The following is an 18,171-nucleotide window of genomic DNA, read 5'->3' on the forward strand; positions in this document are numbered from 1 at the left end:
TTGAAGGAGAGTTTAATGCTTTTAAAAAAGCTTTATACGATACTATGCTTGATACTTACTACGCAGGTGGGTACAATAGTATTGAAAATTTTAAAAGCAGTGTCGAGCAACTTGGAATTAAATTTAGGAGACTGTAATGATAAATTTTGATACAATTTCTAAAAGGCTGGGTTTTGACTTTTGGCCAGAATACCAGAAGTACCTAAACGGCGAGTACGGAGATGAGGCGATTTTTCAATCACCAATAAGATTATTAACTGACGCCGAAAAAAAATTCGTCGTTGATTTTTGTTGGTCAAACATAAAAACAAATGAGAAAATCTGAGTTAAGATCTACTAACTAAAGCACCCAACTCACAATGAGCTGACGGTGCTTTTTTAGTGCAAAGGAAAAAAGATGCTAAAAAAGATCAAGATCGGTTACAAGACGTACGACATCATCATCGTGGAGTCGGAGCGTATCGATAATGTAACGAAGCTCAGAGGACTTCTATCGACAGAGTCGCTACTTGCACAGCTACCGATGGTCGATGACGTGCAGCTGGAGCTGAAGCGTATCGAAGAAGAGCGTGCAAAAGAAGAAGCTCGATTCATGGGCTTTAAGCCTCCTCAAGCGGTAGAAGAAGATGAAGAGTCGTGATTACTGGGCAGAACGCTCAAAAGAGGTCTACAGTGAGGCTTTTCGAAAGACCGATGCGTACGTGTCTGTCGTGTCTGAGTCGATCGATAAAGCGGAGGCGGAGCTTAGTAAAGAGATCTACCACTGGCTCGAGCGAGTGGCAAAAAACAATGAAATGACGATCTCTGAAGCTAGCAAAGCACTGAATGGAAAAGAACTCCAAGAGTTTCGATGGACGGTCGATGAGTACATCAAAAAAGCTCAAGGAAAACTGGATGATAAAATACTAAAACAGCTCGAAAATGCATCTGCTAGAGCTCATATCTCGCGTTTGCAAGCGATGCAACAGATTATCCGCACCCAAGGTGAGACACTCTTTGCGGAGGCAAACGTGAGCGTCGAAGACCACCTAAAAGAAACCTACTCTACAGGCTACGGACGCATGACGAAAGAGATCTCATCGGTCGTCGATCCTGATACGACCTTCGCGAGACCTGATGAGAAGCTACTGCGTCGCATCGTATCGAAGCCCTGGGCACCTGATGGTCGTCACTTCTCAGACCGCATATGGTCAGCAAAAGAGCTCTTGGTGAATGACCTACAGCAAAGCCTGACGCAGATGGTGCTTCGTGGGGAAGCACCTGATAAGTACATTAAAGAGCTCTCTCAGAAGTTTGGTGTAACAAAACGCCGAGCGGGTACGCTGATCCAGACGGAGTCAGCTTACTTCACTTCGCTTTCAACAAAAGATAGCTACGACAAGATGGGGCTTGAGGAGTACGAGATCTTAGCCACGCTTGATACTCACACGTCAGAGATCTGCCAAGATCTGGACGGGGAACGCTTTCCGCTAAGCGAGTATAAGCCAGGTGTTACCGCACCACCGTTTCATCCGAACTGCCGTTCGACAACGGTGCCCGTGATTGAGGGCGATGAGGTTGAGAAGGCGATAGCAGAGTGGAACAAGGAAAAAGTAATTAAAGATTACGAAGAAGGAAAAGCAACAGCCTACGATGTAGCTCACGAGTTCGGATATAATCCTCTTCCGCAAGGACGGGCTCTTGACTATTTGACCGAAGAAAGTAAAAAGTGGATTGAGAAACTAACACCCGAAGAAATAAATAGCATTAGAAAATACTCTGGAAACGGAACGGATGCCGATGGCATGAAACTGTATCAAAAAATTAATGGCTACCTACGAGGTAAATATAAACCTAATAGCGAAAAAGAGATTGAACTCATTAAAAGAAAAGTGGATGAAATTACAACTGCGTTGTTGAAAAATATAACTAAGGATGATATGATTTTATATAGATACCAAGATCCTAAGTTTCCCTTTGATGGTGTATATGATAGTTTTTTAAGCCTTTCTGCGTTGGATTTGCCCGCGATGGGCGACAATCCACCAAACATCGAATTAATATATCCTAAGGGAACCAGTGGAGCTTTTATCAAGGATTTAAGTGAATACCCAGAACAAAATGAGTTTTTGGGTATAGATGGACTGAAGATAAAACTATTAGCCTCTGGAAAAGAGAGAAAGTTATACGTGGTACAGCCATGAACAAGAAAAACTGGACAGAATCGCAAATAAATTTTTATGAACGAGCTATGAGTCAAGTCGCTCCGCTTCAAACGCCAGAGCAAAAAAAAGCCTCGGAGAAAGCACGAAAAGAGAGGCACGCCAGAATAAAAGCGGAATTAAGAGCAGAAGGCTACGACGTATAAAAGCACCCAACCAGAAAAGAGTTGCAGGTGCTTTTTTAGTGCAAAGAAAGGAGAAATGATGAAGCCTGAAGTAACAGTTTCAGTCAATTTAGCACTTGATGAGGAAAAGACAATTAAAACGGTAAACAACTTGCTCAAATTTATGCGCGATGAAGGCTATTCAAGAAAAGGTGTGTCTGACGGCTACCACACCTTTGAGGAGCTGTACTATCACAGGATGGTGCTATTCTCGATTATCTGCAATCAGAATAAAGATAAAGCGTGGAAATCAAAGAAGCACCACGACGGAAGCATGTTTGATGACACAAGCTTTATTGTCGGAGTCGAGACCACAGAAGGACAATATACTTACCACTACCACTTGGAATATTGGGATCACTTTGACGTCAAGGTCTTAGAATTTGCTCCTCAGTATGACGGACACAAGCCATCCGACATTGGAAGGCTGAGAAGCTTACTATAAGCGAAAGGAGGTTTATTTGCAAAACTATTTGACGGAATAGAAAGGCAGGTGATCCTCTTATCTCGTCGTGACACCGACGTTAAACAGGTCTTTTTATTTTGTTTGAAATCGCACGCCGTGGCGTGATACGGCAAGCCTAAGCGGACGAAAACCGCGTCACCAAATCGTAAGGAGAAAAAATGAAACGTGAAACTTTAAAAGCGATGGGACTCACTGATGATCAAATTAACCTGATCATGGAAGAAAACGGCAAGGACATTAATTCACTCAAAAACGACATCGAGACGCTAAAGAAGGAAAAAGAAAGCCTTTCAAGTGAGATCAAAACGCGGGACACACAGCTCGAGGAGCTCAAAAAGACGAGTGCATCAAGCTCAGACCTCACGGCTAAGATCGCAGAGCTCGAGGAAGCGAATGCAAAAGCAAAAGAAGAGCATGAAGCAAGCGTCGCTATGATGCTAAAAGAGCACGCTATTGAATCCGCCCTAAGATTAGCGGTATGAAAACAATTGATCCAAATAGTGCTCTAGGTAAGAAGATATTCTCATCTGGCGATGCGATAGCTTCGTATAGCCCTGTAGATCATGGAATCTATTTAAATAAAAGCATCCTTAAGAATGCTGAATCAGTTCAAAATTATCTTAAGAAGTCAAACGAAGCATGGGAATACGTAAAGAAAAACTTAGATTCTTTACCGTCTTCTCAGCGTGAAGTTGCTGAAAGATATATCAAAGCAGGTAGGAGCTTAGTAGGTGACACATTAGAAGACTACATCACTCATGAAATGGGGCATCATGTTCAATGGGAAGTCCTTGGCGTTAAGACTAATGAGTTATCTAAGGGCATGTTAGAATATTCTGACAAGATTTCGGGGTATGCAGGAATGAGCAAGTCTGAATACTTTGCGGAGTCTTTCACGTCTTATCGAAAAGGAGAGTTCGATAAGCTTGACCCGAAATTAGTAAAAGCTTTTGATGAACACAAGGGAAGTAGCATTTTTATAAAAAAAGGGTATAATAAAAGTACAAAGAATTTGAATGTCGAAGATGACATGAAAACATTGCAAAATGTTCCTGTGAGGAAGAAATACCATGAACGACTTGATGAAATAAGAAATAAATACCCTAACCCTGAAGATATCCCTGAATATGAACTTGAATCCATTGCAAAGGAAATGTTTGATTTAAGGAATGAAGCGAAAATTAAAACAAGAGATGAAATGCCTGACCAGGAACAACGAAAATATCTCGACACATATTACCCAATACCGACTTTCGAAGAAATGATTGATCACAAAGTTAAAGATAAAGGTTTATCTTTAAAGCAAGCATACGTAGATATTATTAAAACTTCGAGTAAGTCTAATACTAAATTCGATCAGAAGTTAGGTTTGGAAAGGAAAAAATGATGAAAACGTTCGTAGTCCGTGAAGCATCAGATGAATTTCAGTTTGAAGAAATTGTAAAGAATGTTTTTTTAAAGCTAGAAGGCGTAAAAGTAATTAAAAAAATAACGGATCCTTTTGACGGATCTAAAGTTCAGGTGATGAAATATATGGAGAATGAATTTGCAATCATCAATAATCGTGAAAAGGATGTAATAGAGGTTAAGTTTGAAGGAATAATACCGGCTTTAAATAGTTTATACTAAAAGCACCCAACCAGGAATGCGTTGAAGGTGCTTTTTTAATGCAAAGGAAGGAGGTTTATTTGCAAAACTATTTGACGGAATAGAAAGGCAGGTGATCCTCTTATCTCGTCGTGACACCGACGTTAAACAGGTCTTTTTATTTTGCATAAAATCGCACGCCGAGCGTGATCGGCAAGCCTAAGCGGACGAAAACCGCGTCACCAAATCGTAAGGAGAAAAAATGAAACGTGAAACTTTAAACGCGATGGGACTCACTGATGATCAGATTAACCTGATCATGGAAGAAAATGGCAAGGACATTAATTCACTCAAAAACGACATCGAGACGCTAAAGAAGGAAAAAGAAAGCCTTTCAAGTGAGATCAAAACGCGGGACACACAGCTCGAGGAGCTCAAAAAGACGAGTGCATCAAGCTCAGACCTCACGGCTAAGATCGCAGAGCTCGAGGAAGCGAATGCAAAAGCAAAAGAAGAGCATGAAGCAAGCGTCGCTATGATGCTAAAAGAGCACGCTATTGAATCCGCCCTAAGATTAGCGGTATGAAAACAATTGATCCAAATAGTGCTCTAGGTAAGAAGATATTCTCATCTGGCGATGCGATAGCTTCGTATAGCCCTGTAGATCATGGAATCTATTTAAATAAAAGCATCCTTAAGAATGCTGAATCAGTTCAGAACTATCTTAAGAAGTCAAACGAAGCATGGGAATACGTAAAGAAAAACTTAGATTCTTTACCGTCTTCTCAGCGTGAAGTTGCTGAAAGATATATCAAAGCAGGTAGGAGCTTAGTAGGTGACACATTAGAAGACTACATCACTCATGAAATGGGGCATCATGTTCAATGGGAAGTCCTTGGCGTTAAGACTAATGAGTTATCTAAGGGCATGTTAGAATATTCTGACAAGATTTCGGGGTATGCAGGAATGAGCAAGTCTGAATACTTTGCGGAGTCTTTCACGTCTTATCGAAAAGGAGAGTTCGATAAGCTTGACCCGAAATTAGTAAAAGCTTTTGATGAACACAAGGGAAGTAGCATTTTTATAAAAAAAGGGTATAATAAAAGTACAAAGAATTTGAATGTCGAAGATGACATGAAAACATTGCAAAATGTTCCTGTGAGGAAGAAATATCATGAACGACTCGATGCAATAAGAGATTTATATCCTAATCCTGAAGATATCCCTAAATCTGAACTTGAATCCATTGCAAAAGAAGTATTTAATTTAAGGAATGAAGCGAAAATTAAAACAAGAGACGAAATGCCAGATCAGGAACAACGTGAAAAACTTGACAGAGATCAACCATTAGTTACTTTTGAAAAACTATTATCTGATAAGATGCAAAGAAAAAATCTTAGTAAAGAGGAAGCCCTTCTAGATATTATTAAGACATCAAGTAAATCAAATAAAGCAATTGATGAAAAGTTGCATTTAGAAAGGAAGAAGAAAAAATGAAAATTTCAAAAGATGTTTATTTAGAGTCGGATGCTTCTATATTTGAAAGACAGTGTGCATTAATAGAAAACACAATAAAGGACGTTGAAAAAATCGACCGAATTGTAGATCCGTTTGATGGATCAATACTCCAGTACTACAAATCAAATAATAACAATATACTAGTAATTAATGACGAGGAGATGGGGTTAATAGAAGTAAGAAGTGACTTTAAACTAGATCCCCAATCATATATCAGCTAAAGCACCCAACCAGGAATGCGTTGAAGGTGCTTTTTTAATGCAAAGGAAGGAGGTTTATTTGCAAAACTATTTGACGGAATAGAAAGGCAGGTGATCCTCTTATCTCGTCGTGACACCGACGTTAAACAGGTCTTTTTATTTTGCATAAAATCGCACGCCGAGCGTGATCGGCAAGCCTAAGCGGACGAAAACCGCGTCACCAAATCGTAAGGAGAAAAAATGAAACGTGAAACTTTAAAAGCGATGGGACTCACTGATGATCAGATTAACCTGATCATGGAAGAAAATGGCAAGGACATTAATTCACTCAAAAACGACATCGAGACGCTAAAGAAGGAAAAAGAAAGCCTTTCAAGCGAGATCAAAACGCGGGACACACAGCTCGAGGAGCTCAAAAAGACGAGTGCATCAAGCTCAGACCTCACGGCTAAGATCGCAGAGCTCGAGGAAGCGAATGCAAAAGCAAAAGAAGAGCATGAAGCAAGCGTCGCCATGATGCTAAAAGAGCATGCGATTGAATCCGCTCTACGTGATGCGGGGGCAATTAACTTAAAGGCTGCACGGGCACTTATCGATGACAGCTCGCTAAAGCTCAAGGACGGTGCACTGGACGGCATAAAAGAACAGCTCAAAGCCCTAAAGGGTGATGAGACGTCATCCATGCTCTTTAAGAGTGACGCACCGCCTAGGATTGACGGCGTGAACCCTGCAAATGGCTTGAGTGAATCTGAAGCGTCCTCGATGCAAGCTGTAATTGACAAAGCATTTAACATTTAATAAAGGAGAAAAATATGCCGCTAAATAAACTTGAATACGCACAAATTTTGCAAAATAAACTTGACCAACAGATCGTACAGGAGAGTACGACAGGCTGGATCCACACGTACAACACAAAGGAGATTAAATAATATGCAACAATTCTTTTCGTTCATCATCATGGCAATCCTCGTAGAAGCGATTATCACGTATGTTTCAGAGATCAAGAGCGTGAAATCGCCTCTCATCCTTTCTTTGGTGCTAGGCGTGGTGGTGGCACTAGCCTATGGGCTAGACCTCCCGAAAGAGCTTGGTATTGTGTCGAGGCTCTCTTATGTGGGAGAGGTGATCACTGGTGTGGTGCTATCGCGTGGTAGTAACTACCTCTACGACCTTTTAGGAAGATTCACTAATTTTGAAAAATAGATAGACCTACCCTCCTTGAACTTGCCCCTTTTTAGGGGCTTTTTTTATTTCATACGATTGACCAGCAGTTTGACCAGCAGTGAAATCATATTTTATTCCTTTCTAAAGGAAATTAAAAATAGGAAAAGCCCTGAATCTCAAGGCTTTTCCGTTCCGGTGGTATTCTACTACTTTCTAATGGTGGAGAATAAGGGACTCGAACCCTCGACCTTTTGAATGCCATTCAAACGCGCTCCCAGCTGCGCCAATTCCCCAAGCGTATGAATATAAAATAAGCTATCTTATTTTGTTTGTCAAGTCGAACGCCTTTCCTGGGTACGAACGTTACACGAGGTGATTATGAAATTAGGAATATTTAGTTGGTTTGGTTACATCCTCCCTTTAGAGGATCGTTTAAAGCTTATAAAAAATGCCGGTTTTGATACGGTGAGTCTATGGTGGGGCGAGGAGTTCGTGGAGCTTACGGGGACCTTAAAGGAGCAGGTGGAGTCGTCGCTTGCCTGTGGACTCGAGGTTGAAAACGGACATCTTCCTTATTACGAAATTGATTCTCTATGGACGGATTCCTTAGAGTCTAATGACGTCTTTGAACGACTAAAAAAGCTCATTAAGCTTTCTGGTGAGTTGGGTGTTCGGACCTTAGTGATCCATCCTTACCATGGAGCTGCTCGTTTTCTTAAGGATGGCAAGTTCTTTTTGCCGCGCTTTAAGGCTTTAGTAGAATGTGCTGAGAATTCTGGTGTCACCCTTGCTTTAGAGAACCTAAGTGAATTTCAAATAATTAGGGATGTTCTAAGCGAAATTTCCTCAGATTCACTCGGCTTCTGCTTTGATTCAGGACATGCGAATGTTCACCTGCCTCGTGACTTTTCACTTCTTTCTGAATTTCCCACCCGCCTTGCTGCGCTCCACTTACACGATAACGGTGGATACTTTGATGAACACCTTTTACCGCTTTCTGGAAGCGTTCCTTGGGATGACTTTACAAAAGCCCTGGGAAAGACTTCCTTCCAAGGTTCTATCCTCTTAGAGAGCATCTCTCCTAACCCTGGTATCGATGTTAAATCGTACCTTTCTACCGCATACAATCGTGCAAAAGAGATCCTAAACATGGTAAAATAATATCATGGGGGAATCATGAAAAAGAACATTGCCATTTTTACTCTGTTATTCATTATGATCCTTTCAGGATGTTCAAGAATAACGGAGCCACAGACGACAGAAGCCAAGGCTTTTAACCTTGAGTCAGAGCTTACTAAGATCGAAGCGAAGCTACCAAAAAATCCTAGTGTAACGATCGATACCAAGCTCATCTCAACCGTAAAAGAGGATAAAGTCACGACAAAGAGTGAATCGAAGCTTCTTTACGATGAAGAGAAAAGTGCTCTTTACTTAGAACACAATACGACAGCTGGTGAGAAGTTTGATCCAGAGATGATGAGTAAGATCTTTGCCTATGAGGACATTGTCTATGAAGAGAGTGCCTTCTATGGCGGTTGGACTCACTATAAGAGAGCAAACTCTCCTTTCCTTTTAGATTCGATCTATGCAGGAAATCATCCAAGAAGCTATGTTCGTTTCTTAAAAGCAAATGAAAAGAATTTAGTTCATTCGGAGCGTGATGGAAATCTCCTTTTGACGCTTCGAGTGAATAGAAATGCGATTCCTGCACACTTAGCTCTCATTATGGAAGAGACGCCAGCTTTAGGAATTAGCTTTCAAAACGCATCGATCATGAGTGCAGATTATCTAGAGTACGTCTTTGTGATCGATAAAAAAGGAGTCATCAAATCGGTACAGATTATGAGCCGATTTGAACTTGAGGGAGAGGGACTTCCCATTGAAACAGAGCTCATTCAAGAGCGTATCTATGAAGCTCGTGGGACATTTCCTAGTCTTCCTAAAGAAGCGATAGAGTCAGAAGAACAACTTGTCATCCCGATGACAGACGAACCAAGAACGAGTGAACCACTAACTCCATGAGGAACTATGAAAAAAATACTAATTAGTGCATCTTCTAGTCGTGAAATGACGCTACTCGATGTGTCGTACTCCGATGCCATCCGTTTAGCGGGTGGACTACCCTTTATGGTCGCACCGACCGATGAACTTGAAGTTTGTGAAGAAGCCGTGAAGCTCTGCGATGGCTTACTTCTTACAGGTGGTGTCGATGTGTCGCCTTTTCTCTACGGAGAAAATCCGTCACCGAAGACACAGACACCCAATGATATGAGAGATCAATTTGAATTAGAACTTCTAAAGATCGCCCTTCGAGAGAAGAAAGAAGTATTAGCTGTATGCCGTGGCTTTCAGCTTATTCAAGCAGCCTTCGGAGGATCTCTCGTTCAGGACATTCCCACTGAACGTCCTGAATCCTTAGAGCATGCCCGCCCGAATGTTCAGCCGAGCTATCACTACATCGATCTCGAAGAAGGCTCTCGCTTTCATGAGATTATGGGGGTCGATCAGATTATCGTAAACTCCATCCACCATCAAGGGGTATTGCACGCAGCAGAGGGTCTTAAGGTAACGGCTACAAGTGAAGATGGCTTCGTAGAATGTGTAGAAGCTGATCACCTCATCGCCTTTCAATTTCACCCTGAAAGACTCATCGAGGACGAAGACTTTCTTCGAATCTTCGAGGACTTTATAGGGAGGGCATAATGAAAAAAATACTCGTATGTAGTCAGGTTGTAAAGGTTGAGGATCGTACCCTCTTAGGTGCGAATAAGGTCGTAAAAGATGCTCTTGTAGAAAGTGGTGCCCTTCCGCTATTTACAACAAGCTACGACTTAGACCTCATCGATGAATACATTGAACTCTGTGATGGCGTTCTTTTTATAGGTGGTGAGGGCGTCGCTCCTTTCTACTTCGGTGAAGAGCCCACTCGCCCGAAAGTCATTCATTTTGAGAGAGATCAATTTGAAATTGCACTCTTTCACAAGGCAGTAGAATGTAAGAAGCCTATCCTTGGAATCTGTAGAGGGGCTCATTTAATAAACGTTGCTCTTCAAGGAACGCTCGAACAAGATGTTCAAAATGCTTATGAAGGGGTAATTCATAAAGGGGATGGAGAGCATCCAATCTATCACTCCATAAAGATAGAAGCAGATAGTTTACTTCATTCACTTTATGGTAGTCGACTCATTGTAAACTCCAATCATACGATGGCGATTAAGACGCTTGGAACGAACTTAAAAGCAACTGCCTTTAGTCCTGATGGTTTGATTGAAGCCTTTGAAGATCGAGATCGATCGATCTTTGGTGTACAGTTTCATCCGGAATATGTAAGTCAAAATCGTGAATTTAGCCGCATCTTTGATGCATTCGTTAATACTCTATAGGAGGATGTATGGAAAACGAAAAAATGATCGTAGCCTTTGTCGACCGAAACAACACGAACCTCAGTATGATTGCAGAAGCTTTGGGACGCTACTATGGAAAAGACGTGTTTGAAGTGTACTCTGCAGGAATGGAAGAACCAGGAACACTGAATGAATTCGCAGTCGATGCCATGGAGGAGATCTATGAAATCGATCTCAACGATCTTCCTGAGCCTAAGACGATCGATGACATCCCGGATGTCGATATCATCGTAGGCTTTGGTGATGTAGAAATTCCACTCTATGCAGACGTTCACTATGAAGAATGGGAAGTAGAAGATCCCGAAGATGGCGACATGGAAGACTTCCGTGAAGTCATCTACGAACTAGAAGAACGCGTGAAGTACCTCACAGAGCGTCTCATTACAGGAGAAGTTCAATGGAACGATGTTCCTGAAGAAGAGCTCGAAGAGGACGAAGAAGAAGCTGAAGAAGACGAAGAAGAGTCTGATGAAGAATAGGTAGAGCATTTGCTCTACCTATTTTCTTCTACTTCTACGATTCCGTTTTCTTTAATGGTAATGGTCATTCCGTCTTTAACGAAGTGTATAAATTCTTCTCCTAAGCGGTCTATTACTGGCATCGAAGATCCTTCGAGCCAAATGTCTTGTAGGATGGCACCTGCAGCGGCTAAGGAATCGATGGATTCTGAAAAGAGCATACAAGCTGGATTTCTTCCCATCGCACAAGCCGTATAGAGTACGAGTCCACCTGTCGTTGAACCGATGGTCTGTGGTAAACAGAGGGCTTTTCCTGCTAAGGGTTTCTTATAGAGCTCTTCGTTGTTTTGGTCACTACAAGTGGCTTTTTTATCGCCAAACTGGAGTGCCTTTTGAAAAGATGCGAGTGTATTAAAGCCTTTTGTCGTTACGACGGCTTCCGCTTGGATTTCTCCAGGAACGACGACTCTTCCTTGAAAGCTTTTCATCTCTTACCTCCTGTAATGAGCTCTAGAATATCGGCGTCTTTGTAATATCTTGCAGATGTGTAGGTTCGAAGCTTATTGGAGGATGTAATGACGGGACGCTTTCCAGCGAGAGGATTATTCATGTACATGAGCGGGCAGATGTAGCTTAAAGTGACGCCCATCTCCTTCAGTCTCATGCCACTTGGCTTTTTCAAAAAGGCTTCGACGACGTCCGGAGCAGAGGTTAGGACCGTAGGAATCGTTACCTTACTACGTCCATTTTTCTTTAATGCGTCGCTAATTTTCTTAGACCAGTCGGTCAACTGTTCCATCGAAAGGTGAGGGCAACCGATAAAGCAAAGTTTTGGCTTCGCGTCCTTATTTTTCCAGATGATCGGATAGCTCTTTTCAACGCGCTCGAGCTCCGCATCATCGATGACATACGTCTTTACGTTTTCTTTGAGGAGTTTTTCTCCCAGTTCCTTTGCCTCTGGTGTGAGGTTTTCTACGTGGTAGAGTCCAACAGCGCCGTTTGATGCGGTCGCTGCACCAAAGTCTTTAAGATAGGCCTTCGTTTCTTCTGTAAGAGTATCTCCTAAGAACTGATCTAAGCCTTTTATGTAGGGAACATCTTCCATGACCTTCATACCGATGGCAGAGCCTAAGAGCTGAGCTTCGGGGACTTTTGAAGTCTTTACTTCAATGATCCAGTCGGCTTTTCTACCTTCTTCTGTTAAGAGGCCAAAGACAGGAACATAGCCAACGATGGCACCCATGAGATCGAGAATACCGCTGTTTCGGTTGCACTTAGCCCCGAGAACAGAGTTTGCATAAACGACAGCAGATGATTCAGACCAGCTTAGAATGTCGCCTCTTTTCGGAATGTTTCCAACTTCTTTTAAGTAGCTAGCACAGCTAAAGGCATTATTATCCTTTAACCCAAGCTTTTTAAGCTGTTCTTCGTAGTCATCTTGTTTCGTATACATGAGCTTGGAAAAGACAATATCTTGTAGTAGCGTAGAGGGAACGTTCTTATCGAGTGGCTTGGGGTCTACCGTAAAGGGACGATCGGTCTTAATGCCTTCTTCGATCAGTTGATCTAAAAGCTCGTAGATCGGTTTTAAGGCTTTTAAACCAAAGCTTGTAACGAAGTGGTGGGCAGAGGAGGTGATTTCTGCCATCTCGGTTGCACCGAAAAGCTCTCCGTAGCGAACCATGGTTTCCATGAGTTTCTTACGTGTTTCTCCGTGCTTACCGTCTAGAATTTCTTGTTGAGCGGGTGTAAGGTTCATGAGAATCTCCTTTCTTCGCTCTCATTATACCATTAAGTAGTTAGGCGATGGAGCTCATTAGGTTTATCATCTCAAGTGCTCCTTGAGCTACATCAAAACCTTTATTTCCTGCCTTGGTACCGGCTCTTTCAATGGCTTGTTCGATGTTTTCTGTCGTAAGGACACCAAACATGACGGGAATTCCCGTTTCTAGAGAGATGGAGGCGATACCTTTTGAGACTTCGCTACAGACGTAGTCGTAGTGTGTCGTGCTTCCGCGGATGACAGCACCCAGGCAGATGACAGCATCATAGCGACCGGTGTTTGCAAGTTTCTTGGCGACGAGTGGAATTTCAAAAGCGCCTGGAACCCACGCGAGTTCGATGTCTTCATCTTTGACTTCGTGACGAGTGAGACAGTCAATGGCACCTGAAATGAGCTTTGATGTGATAAATTCGTTGAAGCGAGATGCGACGATTGCAACCTTTGCTCCATTAGCCGTTAAATTTCCTTCGAATGTTTTCATGATTTTTCCTTTCTAAAACTCTAAGATATGACCCATGCGGTCTTTTTTTGTGTGTAAGTAGAACTCGTCAAAAGGCGTTGGATTCATCTGAATAGAAACGCGTTCCTTGATTGTGAGGCCAAATTCTTCAAGCTGATACACTTTATCGGGGTTATTTGTAAGGAGTCGTAAGCTCTTTACACCGAGGTCTCTAAGAATTTGAGAACCGATGTAGTACTCTCTTTCGTCTCCCTTAAAGCCTAGGGCGAGGTTTGCGTCCAAGGTGTCGAAGCCTTTTTCTTGAAGTTCGTAGGCTTTCAGTTTGTTGATAAGACCGATGCCACGACCCTCTTGACGCATGTAGAGAAGAATCCCTCTTCCTTCTTTTTCAATTTGACTCATGGCACGTGCAAATTGATCACCGCAGTCACAGCGAAGAGATCCGAAAGTGTCTCCTGTTAAGCACTCGGAATGGACTCTACAGAGGACATCTTCACCGGAACCAATGTCGCCCTTAACAAGAGCAACGTGGTGCTCTCCATTTAAGAGGTTGATGTAGCCGTAAGCTTTAAAAGAACCGTACTTGGTGGGCATGTTAACTGATGCCACGCGTTCTACGAGTTGATCCTTGGCTTTGCGGTAATTTTTAAGTGCTTCAATGGTTACCATCTTGATGTTCCACTCTTTCGCAAAGCGCATCAATTCAGGAGTTCGCATCATGGTGCCATCTTCTCTCATAATCTCACAGCAAAGACCTACTTCCTTAAGTCCAGCTAAGCGGCAGAGGTCAACGGTCGCTTCTGTGTGTCCTTCACGTTCAAGGACCCCATTTCTCTTCGCAAGAAGTGGAAACATGTGACCAGGACGTCTAAAGTCTTCAGGCTTTACGTCAGGATCGACACAGGCGAGGGCTGTAACAGAGCGCTCTGCGGCACTGATACCTGTAGAGGTCGAGACGTGGTCAATGGATACTGTAAAAGCTGTTTCGTGGTTATCGGTGTTTTGTGAGACCATCTGCGGAATTTTAAGCTTTCTTACGTAGGCTTCGCTCATCGGCATGCAGATGAGTCCCTTTCCGTAAGTTGCCATGAAGTTTACGACCTCAGTCGTTGCAAACTCAGCGGCACAGATGAAGTCACCTTCGTTTTCACGGTCTTCGTCATCCGTCACCAAAATGATTTTTCCTTGTCTTAGATCTTCTAGTGCTTCTTCGATTGTATGAAACATCGTTCCTCCTAAAATCCATGTTGTAAAAGAAAGTCTCGAGTGATCGTGGGGGAGTCCTTCTTTATTAGCTTTTCTACGTACTTTCCAATGAGATCGTTTTCAAGGTTTACGAAATCCCCTTGTTTTTTTAAAGGGAGAATCGTTTCCTGAAGGGTGTGAGGTATGACAGAAACCTCGAACGAATGGTCGTTTACAGAAACGACTGTAAGAGAGATGCCATCGATTGCGATAGAGCCTTTTTCGATGATGTAATGAAGGATGCTCTTTGGAGCCATAATCGTATAGCGGATGGCATTCCCATCGGAGAGGATACTCTCAATCGTTCCTCTTCCATCGATGTGCCCTGAGACCATGTGTCCTCCTAAGCGATCTGTTAACTGGAGAGCTCGTTCGAGGTTCACCTTGCTTCCAACTTGAATGGATGAAAGAGACGTTTTACTGATGGTCTCTGGCATGACGTCAGCCGAAAAGGAAGTGGAGTCAAGTGTGGTCACCGTAAGGCATATGCCATTTACTGCGATGCTATCGCCTACTTTCGTTCCTTCTAATACGGTAGAGGCTTGAATCATAAGGGTAAAGCTTCTTTGCCCTCTAGCGATGCGCGAAATCGTTCCGATTTCTTCTATGATTCCTGTAAACATAAGACCTCGCTTTCTAGAAAGATGTCATTTCCTATGGCAGTCGTTTTCATGGTCTTAAGTCTTATCCCATCTCTGACCTCTTTGACTCCTAATTCACTGACAGAAGACTTTCCATCTGAGCCAAAGAGGAGGGGAGCGATGTAGGTGTAGACCTTCTGTGCGAGACCTTCTTTTAAAAAGGATGCGTGAAGGGATGCGCCGCCTTCTACGAGAATGCTGTCGATTTGTAGCGCTCCTAACTTTTCTAAAAGATCTTTTAGATCGACCTTTTCTTCCTTTTTCTTACAGCGAAGGATCTCGACACCGAGTGCTTCATAGGGATCAAATGGTCCTTCGAAACACGTTGCGATGATCGTTCGTACCTCTTTTGCGCTTTGGACGACCTCGCTATCAAGGGGTGTTCGAAGGGACGTGTCGCAGATGATTCGAATGGGGTTTCTTCCGCCGGAAATTCTACAGGTGAGAGAAGGGTTATCCTTTAGAACGGTCGTGATTCCTACCATGATGGCGCTGTAGCGGTTTCTAAGCGAGTGTGCGTGGAGTCTCGACTCATCAGATGTGATCCACTTGGATTTTCCCTCGCTCGTTGCGATTTTTCCGTCGAGTGATGTAGCCATCTTACATGCGACGAAGGGCATTTTTTTTGTTATGTAATGAAAGAAAATTTCGTTTAACTGGTCGCATTCCTCTTTAAGTACATCGGTCATTACTTCGATTCCCTGGCTTCTTAAGATTTCTATCCCTTTCCCTTGAACGAGTGGGTTAGGGTCGAGACTTCCTACGACAACCCTTGAAACCTTTTTTTCTAGGATGAGGTCCGTGCAGGGAGGTTGCTTTCCTTCGTGGCAACAAGGCTCAAGTGTTACGTACAGTGTTGCATCTTCTGTATCGATGGACTTTAAAGCTTCTCGTTCTGCATGCGGCATTCCATAGGCCTTATGATAGCCTTCACCTATAATGACTCCATCTCTTACAACGACACAGCCCACGAGAGGGTTGGGGCTCGTCCTTCCTAACCCTTTTTTAGCAAGTTCGAGAGCTCGTCTCATGTATTCTTCGTCATTCATGTTTCCTCCATCAAAAAAGCCCTGAACGAAAAGTTCAGGGCTCAAAAAATCCGATAAAAAAGCTCTGGAATGAATTCATCCCAGAGCATGCGTATCGCCATTTGTTTCTTCTTTCATCCAGACTGTACTGTCGGCTTCGGAGTTACACCGAATCATGCCTAAAAAAGGCTCGTGGGCTATACCACCGGTAGGGAATTTCACCCTGCCCTGAAGAACTATTAAGTTACAACGTGATTGTAGCACGTCTTTTTTTAAAAAGCAACTAAGCGACGTTTACAGGTTCTAAATCGACTTCACTGTCAGGACGTTTAAGGTTTTCAACGACCTTCTTACGATCAGCTGCCGATGTGAGACGTTTTCCGTCCATACCAGCAAGCGTCAAACCAAAGACAGCCATGACTGCGACCATAATAGGCATCATCCAGTTGAACATCGCATAGAATCCGTAGTCTTTCAGTCCTACGCCGAGTGTCGTAAAGATGAATACACCGCAGGTGTTCCAAGGAATGAGAGCACTCGTTACCGTACCAGCACCTTCAAGAGCATTGGAAAGCGTCTTTGGATGTAGGCCTGCTTTTCTATAGGTAGGAGCGTACATTCTTCCTGGAACTACGAGAGATATGTATTGCTCAGGCATCGTAGCGTTACTGAATACGCATGTGAGAAGTGTCATCGTTACAAGACCAGCACCACTTCGAACGATCTTAATGAGTTGGTTAACGATAACTTCGAGCTGATGCGTAAATTCCATGATACCGCCGAACATCATAGCGATCATAGTGAGGGAGATGGAGTACATCATGTTTTCGAGACCACCACTGGAAAGGAGCTTATCGATAGCTTCGATACCGGTGTTGGATTCAACTCCGCTCATAGCGGCTGATAGGTATTCACCAAAGCTAGCGTCTTGGAAAAGGAGACCAAAGACAACGCCAGAGAGGATACCTAGTGTGATACCAGGAATGGCTGGAATCTTCATTGCTACTGCAACGATTACGATGATTGGAGGTAAGATGAGGAAAGGACTCAAGGTATATGTTTGCTCTAGACCTTGGCTAATGACTTGAATTTGTGACAAGTCAGCGCTTGTACTGCCGTAATTCATACCGAGGATGCCGTAGAAAATGAGACAGATAGCATAAACGGCAACGGTCGGAAGAATCATGAATTTTACGTGAGTAAATACGTCAGTTCCTGCCATTGCTGGAGCGAGGTTTGTCGTATCTGATAGAGGAGACATCTTGTCGCCAAAGTAAGCGCCAGAAATGATAGCTCCAGCAGCAACACCAGCTGGGATTCCGATTCCGGCTGCAATACCCATGAGAGCAATACCCATGGTACCCATGGTGCCCCACGATGTTCCTGTTGCAAGAGAAGTAATGGAGCAGATGAGAAGTGCGGCGATTAAGAAGATCTTTGGGGAAAGAATCTTAAGACCGTAGTAAATCATCGATGGAACAACGCCCGAAACAATCCATACGCCGATGAGCATACCAATAATAGCTAAGATGATCATGGATTGAAGAGCTCTGTAGATACCATCTGCCATAGACTTTTCGATATCTTCCCACTTGTAGCCTAAGTATAGAGCCATGAGTGCAGCTAAGATAACGCCGATAAACATCGGAATGTGCGGGTCGACTTCGAACTTCAAAATTCCAACTGCCATGACGACGATCAGTAAAACGAACGTTAGAAGCGCATGCCAAAGTTTCGTTTCACGAGGAGTGTTCTTAGAAGTTTCGTGATCCATTACGACCTCCATAAATGTGTTTTTTTTAAAGATTCACTTAATAACTGCGAGTTATTAAGTTGAAGTAATCATAGCATA

General features: G+C 43.0%; 24 protein-coding genes, 1 tRNA gene and 1 riboswitch. Of the genes, 17 read left to right on the forward strand and 8 right to left on the reverse strand.

Features of this window, described 5'->3' with window-relative positions:
• The first annotated feature begins 136 nt into the window (after positions 1-136).
• The 12 genes from ACUB3H_RS06620 (at position 137) to ACUB3H_RS06675 (ending at position 7,339) form a co-directional block, all read left to right on the forward strand.
• Positions 137-325, forward strand: a complete 189-nt coding sequence (locus tag ACUB3H_RS06620) for a hypothetical protein (RefSeq protein WP_459129892.1) — start codon at positions 137-139, stop codon at positions 323-325.
• Between the two features lie 72 nt (positions 326-397).
• A complete protein-coding gene (locus ACUB3H_RS06625; RefSeq protein WP_459129893.1) occupies positions 398-640 on the forward strand; it encodes a phage portal protein in 243 nt (80 codons plus the stop codon).
• On the forward strand, positions 627-2,183 hold the full coding sequence (locus ACUB3H_RS06630; RefSeq protein WP_459129894.1) for a minor capsid protein: 1,557 nt from the start codon (positions 627-629) through the stop codon (positions 2,181-2,183). The genes ACUB3H_RS06625 and ACUB3H_RS06630 overlap by 14 nt, the downstream gene beginning before the upstream one ends.
• A gap of 222 nt (positions 2,184-2,405) precedes the next feature.
• Positions 2,406-2,810, forward strand: coding sequence for a WDGH domain-containing protein (locus tag ACUB3H_RS06635; RefSeq protein ID WP_459129895.1), 405 nt, complete (start codon positions 2,406-2,408; stop codon positions 2,808-2,810).
• Between the two features lie 179 nt (positions 2,811-2,989).
• Positions 2,990-3,313, forward strand: coding sequence for a phage scaffolding protein (locus tag ACUB3H_RS06640; protein WP_459129896.1), 324 nt, complete (start codon positions 2,990-2,992; stop codon positions 3,311-3,313).
• Positions 3,310-4,218, forward strand: coding sequence for a hypothetical protein (locus ACUB3H_RS06645; RefSeq protein WP_459129897.1), 909 nt, complete (start codon positions 3,310-3,312; stop codon positions 4,216-4,218). Before ACUB3H_RS06640 ends, ACUB3H_RS06645 begins: the two co-directional genes overlap by 4 nt.
• Positions 4,218-4,460 (forward strand): hypothetical protein, encoded by a 243-nt coding sequence (locus ACUB3H_RS06650; protein WP_459129898.1) that lies wholly within the window; start codon positions 4,218-4,220, stop codon positions 4,458-4,460. Before ACUB3H_RS06645 ends, ACUB3H_RS06650 begins: the two co-directional genes overlap by 1 nt.
• 220 nt (positions 4,461-4,680) lie before the next feature.
• Positions 4,681-5,004 carry a phage scaffolding protein gene (locus tag ACUB3H_RS06655; protein ID WP_459129899.1) on the forward strand — a complete coding sequence of 108 codons (324 nt, stop codon included), beginning with the start codon at positions 4,681-4,683 and terminating at the stop codon, positions 5,002-5,004.
• The gene (locus tag ACUB3H_RS06660) at positions 5,001-5,915 is read left to right on the forward strand and encodes a hypothetical protein (RefSeq protein WP_459129900.1); all 915 of its coding nucleotides are present in this window, start codon (positions 5,001-5,003) and stop codon (positions 5,913-5,915) included. The genes ACUB3H_RS06655 and ACUB3H_RS06660 overlap by 4 nt, the downstream gene beginning before the upstream one ends.
• Complete coding sequence (locus ACUB3H_RS06665) at positions 5,912-6,157, forward strand: hypothetical protein (RefSeq protein WP_459129901.1); 246 nt, start codon at positions 5,912-5,914, stop codon at positions 6,155-6,157. The genes ACUB3H_RS06660 and ACUB3H_RS06665 overlap by 4 nt, the downstream gene beginning before the upstream one ends.
• 219 nt (positions 6,158-6,376) lie before the next feature.
• Entirely contained in the window at positions 6,377-6,934 is a 558-nt protein-coding gene (locus ACUB3H_RS06670) for a phage scaffolding protein (RefSeq protein ID WP_459129902.1), read from the forward strand.
• A gap of 132 nt (positions 6,935-7,066) precedes the next feature.
• Entirely contained in the window at positions 7,067-7,339 is a 273-nt protein-coding gene (locus tag ACUB3H_RS06675) for a hypothetical protein (RefSeq protein WP_459129903.1), read from the forward strand.
• A 178-nt stretch (positions 7,340-7,517) separates the two neighbouring features.
• On the opposite strand, the gene ACUB3H_RS06680 is transcribed toward ACUB3H_RS06675, so the two are convergent.
• Positions 7,518-7,593, reverse strand: a tRNA-Ala gene (locus ACUB3H_RS06680).
• Between the two features lie 85 nt (positions 7,594-7,678).
• Here ACUB3H_RS06680 and ACUB3H_RS06685 point away from each other — a divergent pair.
• The 5 genes from ACUB3H_RS06685 to ACUB3H_RS06705 are packed head-to-tail and all read left to right on the forward strand — an operon-like array spanning position 7,679 to position 11,183.
• The gene (locus tag ACUB3H_RS06685; RefSeq protein ID WP_459129904.1) at positions 7,679-8,461 is read left to right on the forward strand and encodes a sugar phosphate isomerase/epimerase family protein; all 783 of its coding nucleotides are present in this window, start codon (positions 7,679-7,681) and stop codon (positions 8,459-8,461) included.
• Positions 8,462-8,476: 15 nt separating this feature from the next.
• On the forward strand, positions 8,477-9,322 hold the full coding sequence (locus ACUB3H_RS06690) for a DUF6612 family protein (protein ID WP_459129905.1): 846 nt from the start codon (positions 8,477-8,479) through the stop codon (positions 9,320-9,322).
• Positions 9,323-9,328: 6 nt separating this feature from the next.
• Positions 9,329-10,003 (forward strand): gamma-glutamyl-gamma-aminobutyrate hydrolase family protein, encoded by a 675-nt coding sequence (locus tag ACUB3H_RS06695; RefSeq protein WP_459129906.1) that lies wholly within the window; start codon positions 9,329-9,331, stop codon positions 10,001-10,003.
• Positions 10,003-10,683, forward strand: a complete 681-nt coding sequence (locus ACUB3H_RS06700; protein ID WP_459129907.1) for a gamma-glutamyl-gamma-aminobutyrate hydrolase family protein — start codon at positions 10,003-10,005, stop codon at positions 10,681-10,683. Before ACUB3H_RS06695 ends, ACUB3H_RS06700 begins: the two co-directional genes overlap by 1 nt.
• Positions 10,684-10,691: 8 nt before the next feature.
• A complete protein-coding gene (locus ACUB3H_RS06705) occupies positions 10,692-11,183 on the forward strand; it encodes an arsenate reductase/protein-tyrosine-phosphatase family protein (protein WP_459129908.1) in 492 nt (163 codons plus the stop codon).
• Positions 11,184-11,197: 14 nt separating this feature from the next.
• On the opposite strand, the gene ACUB3H_RS06710 is transcribed toward ACUB3H_RS06705, so the two are convergent.
• From ACUB3H_RS06710 to nhaC, 7 genes are all read right to left on the reverse strand, one after another.
• On the reverse strand, positions 11,198-11,650 hold the full coding sequence (locus ACUB3H_RS06710; RefSeq protein ID WP_459129909.1) for an aconitase X swivel domain-containing protein: 453 nt from the start codon (positions 11,648-11,650) through the stop codon (positions 11,198-11,200).
• A complete protein-coding gene (locus ACUB3H_RS06715; protein WP_459129910.1) occupies positions 11,647-12,921 on the reverse strand; it encodes an aconitase X in 1,275 nt (424 codons plus the stop codon). The genes ACUB3H_RS06710 and ACUB3H_RS06715 overlap by 4 nt, the downstream gene beginning before the upstream one ends.
• Positions 12,922-12,961: 40 nt before the next feature.
• Positions 12,962-13,426 (reverse strand): 6,7-dimethyl-8-ribityllumazine synthase, encoded by a 465-nt coding sequence (ribH, locus tag ACUB3H_RS06720; RefSeq protein WP_459129911.1) that lies wholly within the window; start codon positions 13,424-13,426, stop codon positions 12,962-12,964.
• 12 nt (positions 13,427-13,438) lie between these two features.
• The gene (locus ACUB3H_RS06725; RefSeq protein WP_459129912.1) at positions 13,439-14,632 is read right to left on the reverse strand and encodes a bifunctional 3,4-dihydroxy-2-butanone-4-phosphate synthase/GTP cyclohydrolase II; all 1,194 of its coding nucleotides are present in this window, start codon (positions 14,630-14,632) and stop codon (positions 13,439-13,441) included.
• An 8-nt stretch (positions 14,633-14,640) separates the two neighbouring features.
• A complete protein-coding gene (locus ACUB3H_RS06730; protein WP_459129913.1) occupies positions 14,641-15,273 on the reverse strand; it encodes a riboflavin synthase in 633 nt (210 codons plus the stop codon).
• Entirely contained in the window at positions 15,255-16,340 is a 1,086-nt protein-coding gene (ribD, locus tag ACUB3H_RS06735; protein ID WP_459129914.1) for a bifunctional diaminohydroxyphosphoribosylaminopyrimidine deaminase/5-amino-6-(5-phosphoribosylamino)uracil reductase RibD, read from the reverse strand. Before ribD ends, ACUB3H_RS06730 begins: the two co-directional genes overlap by 19 nt.
• Before the next feature lie 101 nt (positions 16,341-16,441).
• Positions 16,442-16,559: riboswitch (FMN riboswitch) on the reverse strand.
• A gap of 43 nt (positions 16,560-16,602) precedes the next feature.
• Entirely contained in the window at positions 16,603-18,093 is a 1,491-nt protein-coding gene (gene nhaC, locus ACUB3H_RS06740; RefSeq protein ID WP_459129915.1) for a Na+/H+ antiporter NhaC, read from the reverse strand.
• Positions 18,094-18,171: the final 78 nt, after the last annotated feature.

Source organism: Guggenheimella bovis (genome assembly GCF_054492335.1).

Excerpts from the sequence above, each read along its gene's own strand:
- ACUB3H_RS06660 (WP_459129900.1), top strand. The coding sequence starts at position 5,001 with ATGAAAACAATTGATCCAAATAGTGCTCTAGGTAAGAAGATATTCTCA.
- ACUB3H_RS06700 (WP_459129907.1), top strand. The coding sequence starts at position 10,003 with ATGAAAAAAATACTCGTATGTAGTCAGGTTGTAAAGGTTGAGGATCGT.
- ACUB3H_RS06640 (WP_459129896.1), top strand. The coding sequence starts at position 2,990 with ATGAAACGTGAAACTTTAAAAGCGATGGGACTCACTGATGATCAAATT.
- ACUB3H_RS06710 (WP_459129909.1), bottom strand. The coding sequence starts at position 11,650 with ATGAAAAGCTTTCAAGGAAGAGTCGTCGTTCCTGGAGAAATCCAAGCG.
- ACUB3H_RS06695 (WP_459129906.1), top strand. The coding sequence starts at position 9,329 with ATGAAAAAAATACTAATTAGTGCATCTTCTAGTCGTGAAATGACGCTA.
- ACUB3H_RS06630 (WP_459129894.1), top strand. The coding sequence starts at position 627 with ATGAAGAGTCGTGATTACTGGGCAGAACGCTCAAAAGAGGTCTACAGT.
- ACUB3H_RS06690 (WP_459129905.1), top strand. The coding sequence starts at position 8,477 with ATGAAAAAGAACATTGCCATTTTTACTCTGTTATTCATTATGATCCTT.
- ACUB3H_RS06725 (WP_459129912.1), bottom strand. The coding sequence starts at position 14,632 with ATGTTTCATACAATCGAAGAAGCACTAGAAGATCTAAGACAAGGAAAA.
- ACUB3H_RS06685 (WP_459129904.1), top strand. The coding sequence starts at position 7,679 with ATGAAATTAGGAATATTTAGTTGGTTTGGTTACATCCTCCCTTTAGAG.
- ACUB3H_RS06730 (WP_459129913.1), bottom strand. The coding sequence starts at position 15,273 with ATGTTTACAGGAATCATAGAAGAAATCGGAACGATTTCGCGCATCGCT.
- ribH (WP_459129911.1), bottom strand. The coding sequence starts at position 13,426 with ATGAAAACATTCGAAGGAAATTTAACGGCTAATGGAGCAAAGGTTGCA.
- ACUB3H_RS06665 (WP_459129901.1), top strand. The coding sequence starts at position 5,912 with ATGAAAATTTCAAAAGATGTTTATTTAGAGTCGGATGCTTCTATATTT.
- ACUB3H_RS06645 (WP_459129897.1), top strand. The coding sequence starts at position 3,310 with ATGAAAACAATTGATCCAAATAGTGCTCTAGGTAAGAAGATATTCTCA.
- ACUB3H_RS06715 (WP_459129910.1), bottom strand. The coding sequence starts at position 12,921 with ATGAACCTTACACCCGCTCAACAAGAAATTCTAGACGGTAAGCACGGA.
- nhaC (WP_459129915.1), bottom strand. The coding sequence starts at position 18,093 with ATGGATCACGAAACTTCTAAGAACACTCCTCGTGAAACGAAACTTTGG.
- ACUB3H_RS06650 (WP_459129898.1), top strand. The coding sequence starts at position 4,218 with ATGAAAACGTTCGTAGTCCGTGAAGCATCAGATGAATTTCAGTTTGAA.
- ACUB3H_RS06655 (WP_459129899.1), top strand. The coding sequence starts at position 4,681 with ATGAAACGTGAAACTTTAAACGCGATGGGACTCACTGATGATCAGATT.
- ACUB3H_RS06635 (WP_459129895.1), top strand. The coding sequence starts at position 2,406 with ATGAAGCCTGAAGTAACAGTTTCAGTCAATTTAGCACTTGATGAGGAA.
- ribD (WP_459129914.1), bottom strand. The coding sequence starts at position 16,340 with ATGAATGACGAAGAATACATGAGACGAGCTCTCGAACTTGCTAAAAAA.
- ACUB3H_RS06705 (WP_459129908.1), top strand. The coding sequence starts at position 10,692 with ATGGAAAACGAAAAAATGATCGTAGCCTTTGTCGACCGAAACAACACG.
- ACUB3H_RS06625 (WP_459129893.1), top strand. The coding sequence starts at position 398 with ATGCTAAAAAAGATCAAGATCGGTTACAAGACGTACGACATCATCATC.
- ACUB3H_RS06620 (WP_459129892.1), top strand. The coding sequence starts at position 137 with ATGATAAATTTTGATACAATTTCTAAAAGGCTGGGTTTTGACTTTTGG.
- ACUB3H_RS06670 (WP_459129902.1), top strand. The coding sequence starts at position 6,377 with ATGAAACGTGAAACTTTAAAAGCGATGGGACTCACTGATGATCAGATT.
- ACUB3H_RS06675 (WP_459129903.1), top strand. The coding sequence starts at position 7,067 with ATGCAACAATTCTTTTCGTTCATCATCATGGCAATCCTCGTAGAAGCG.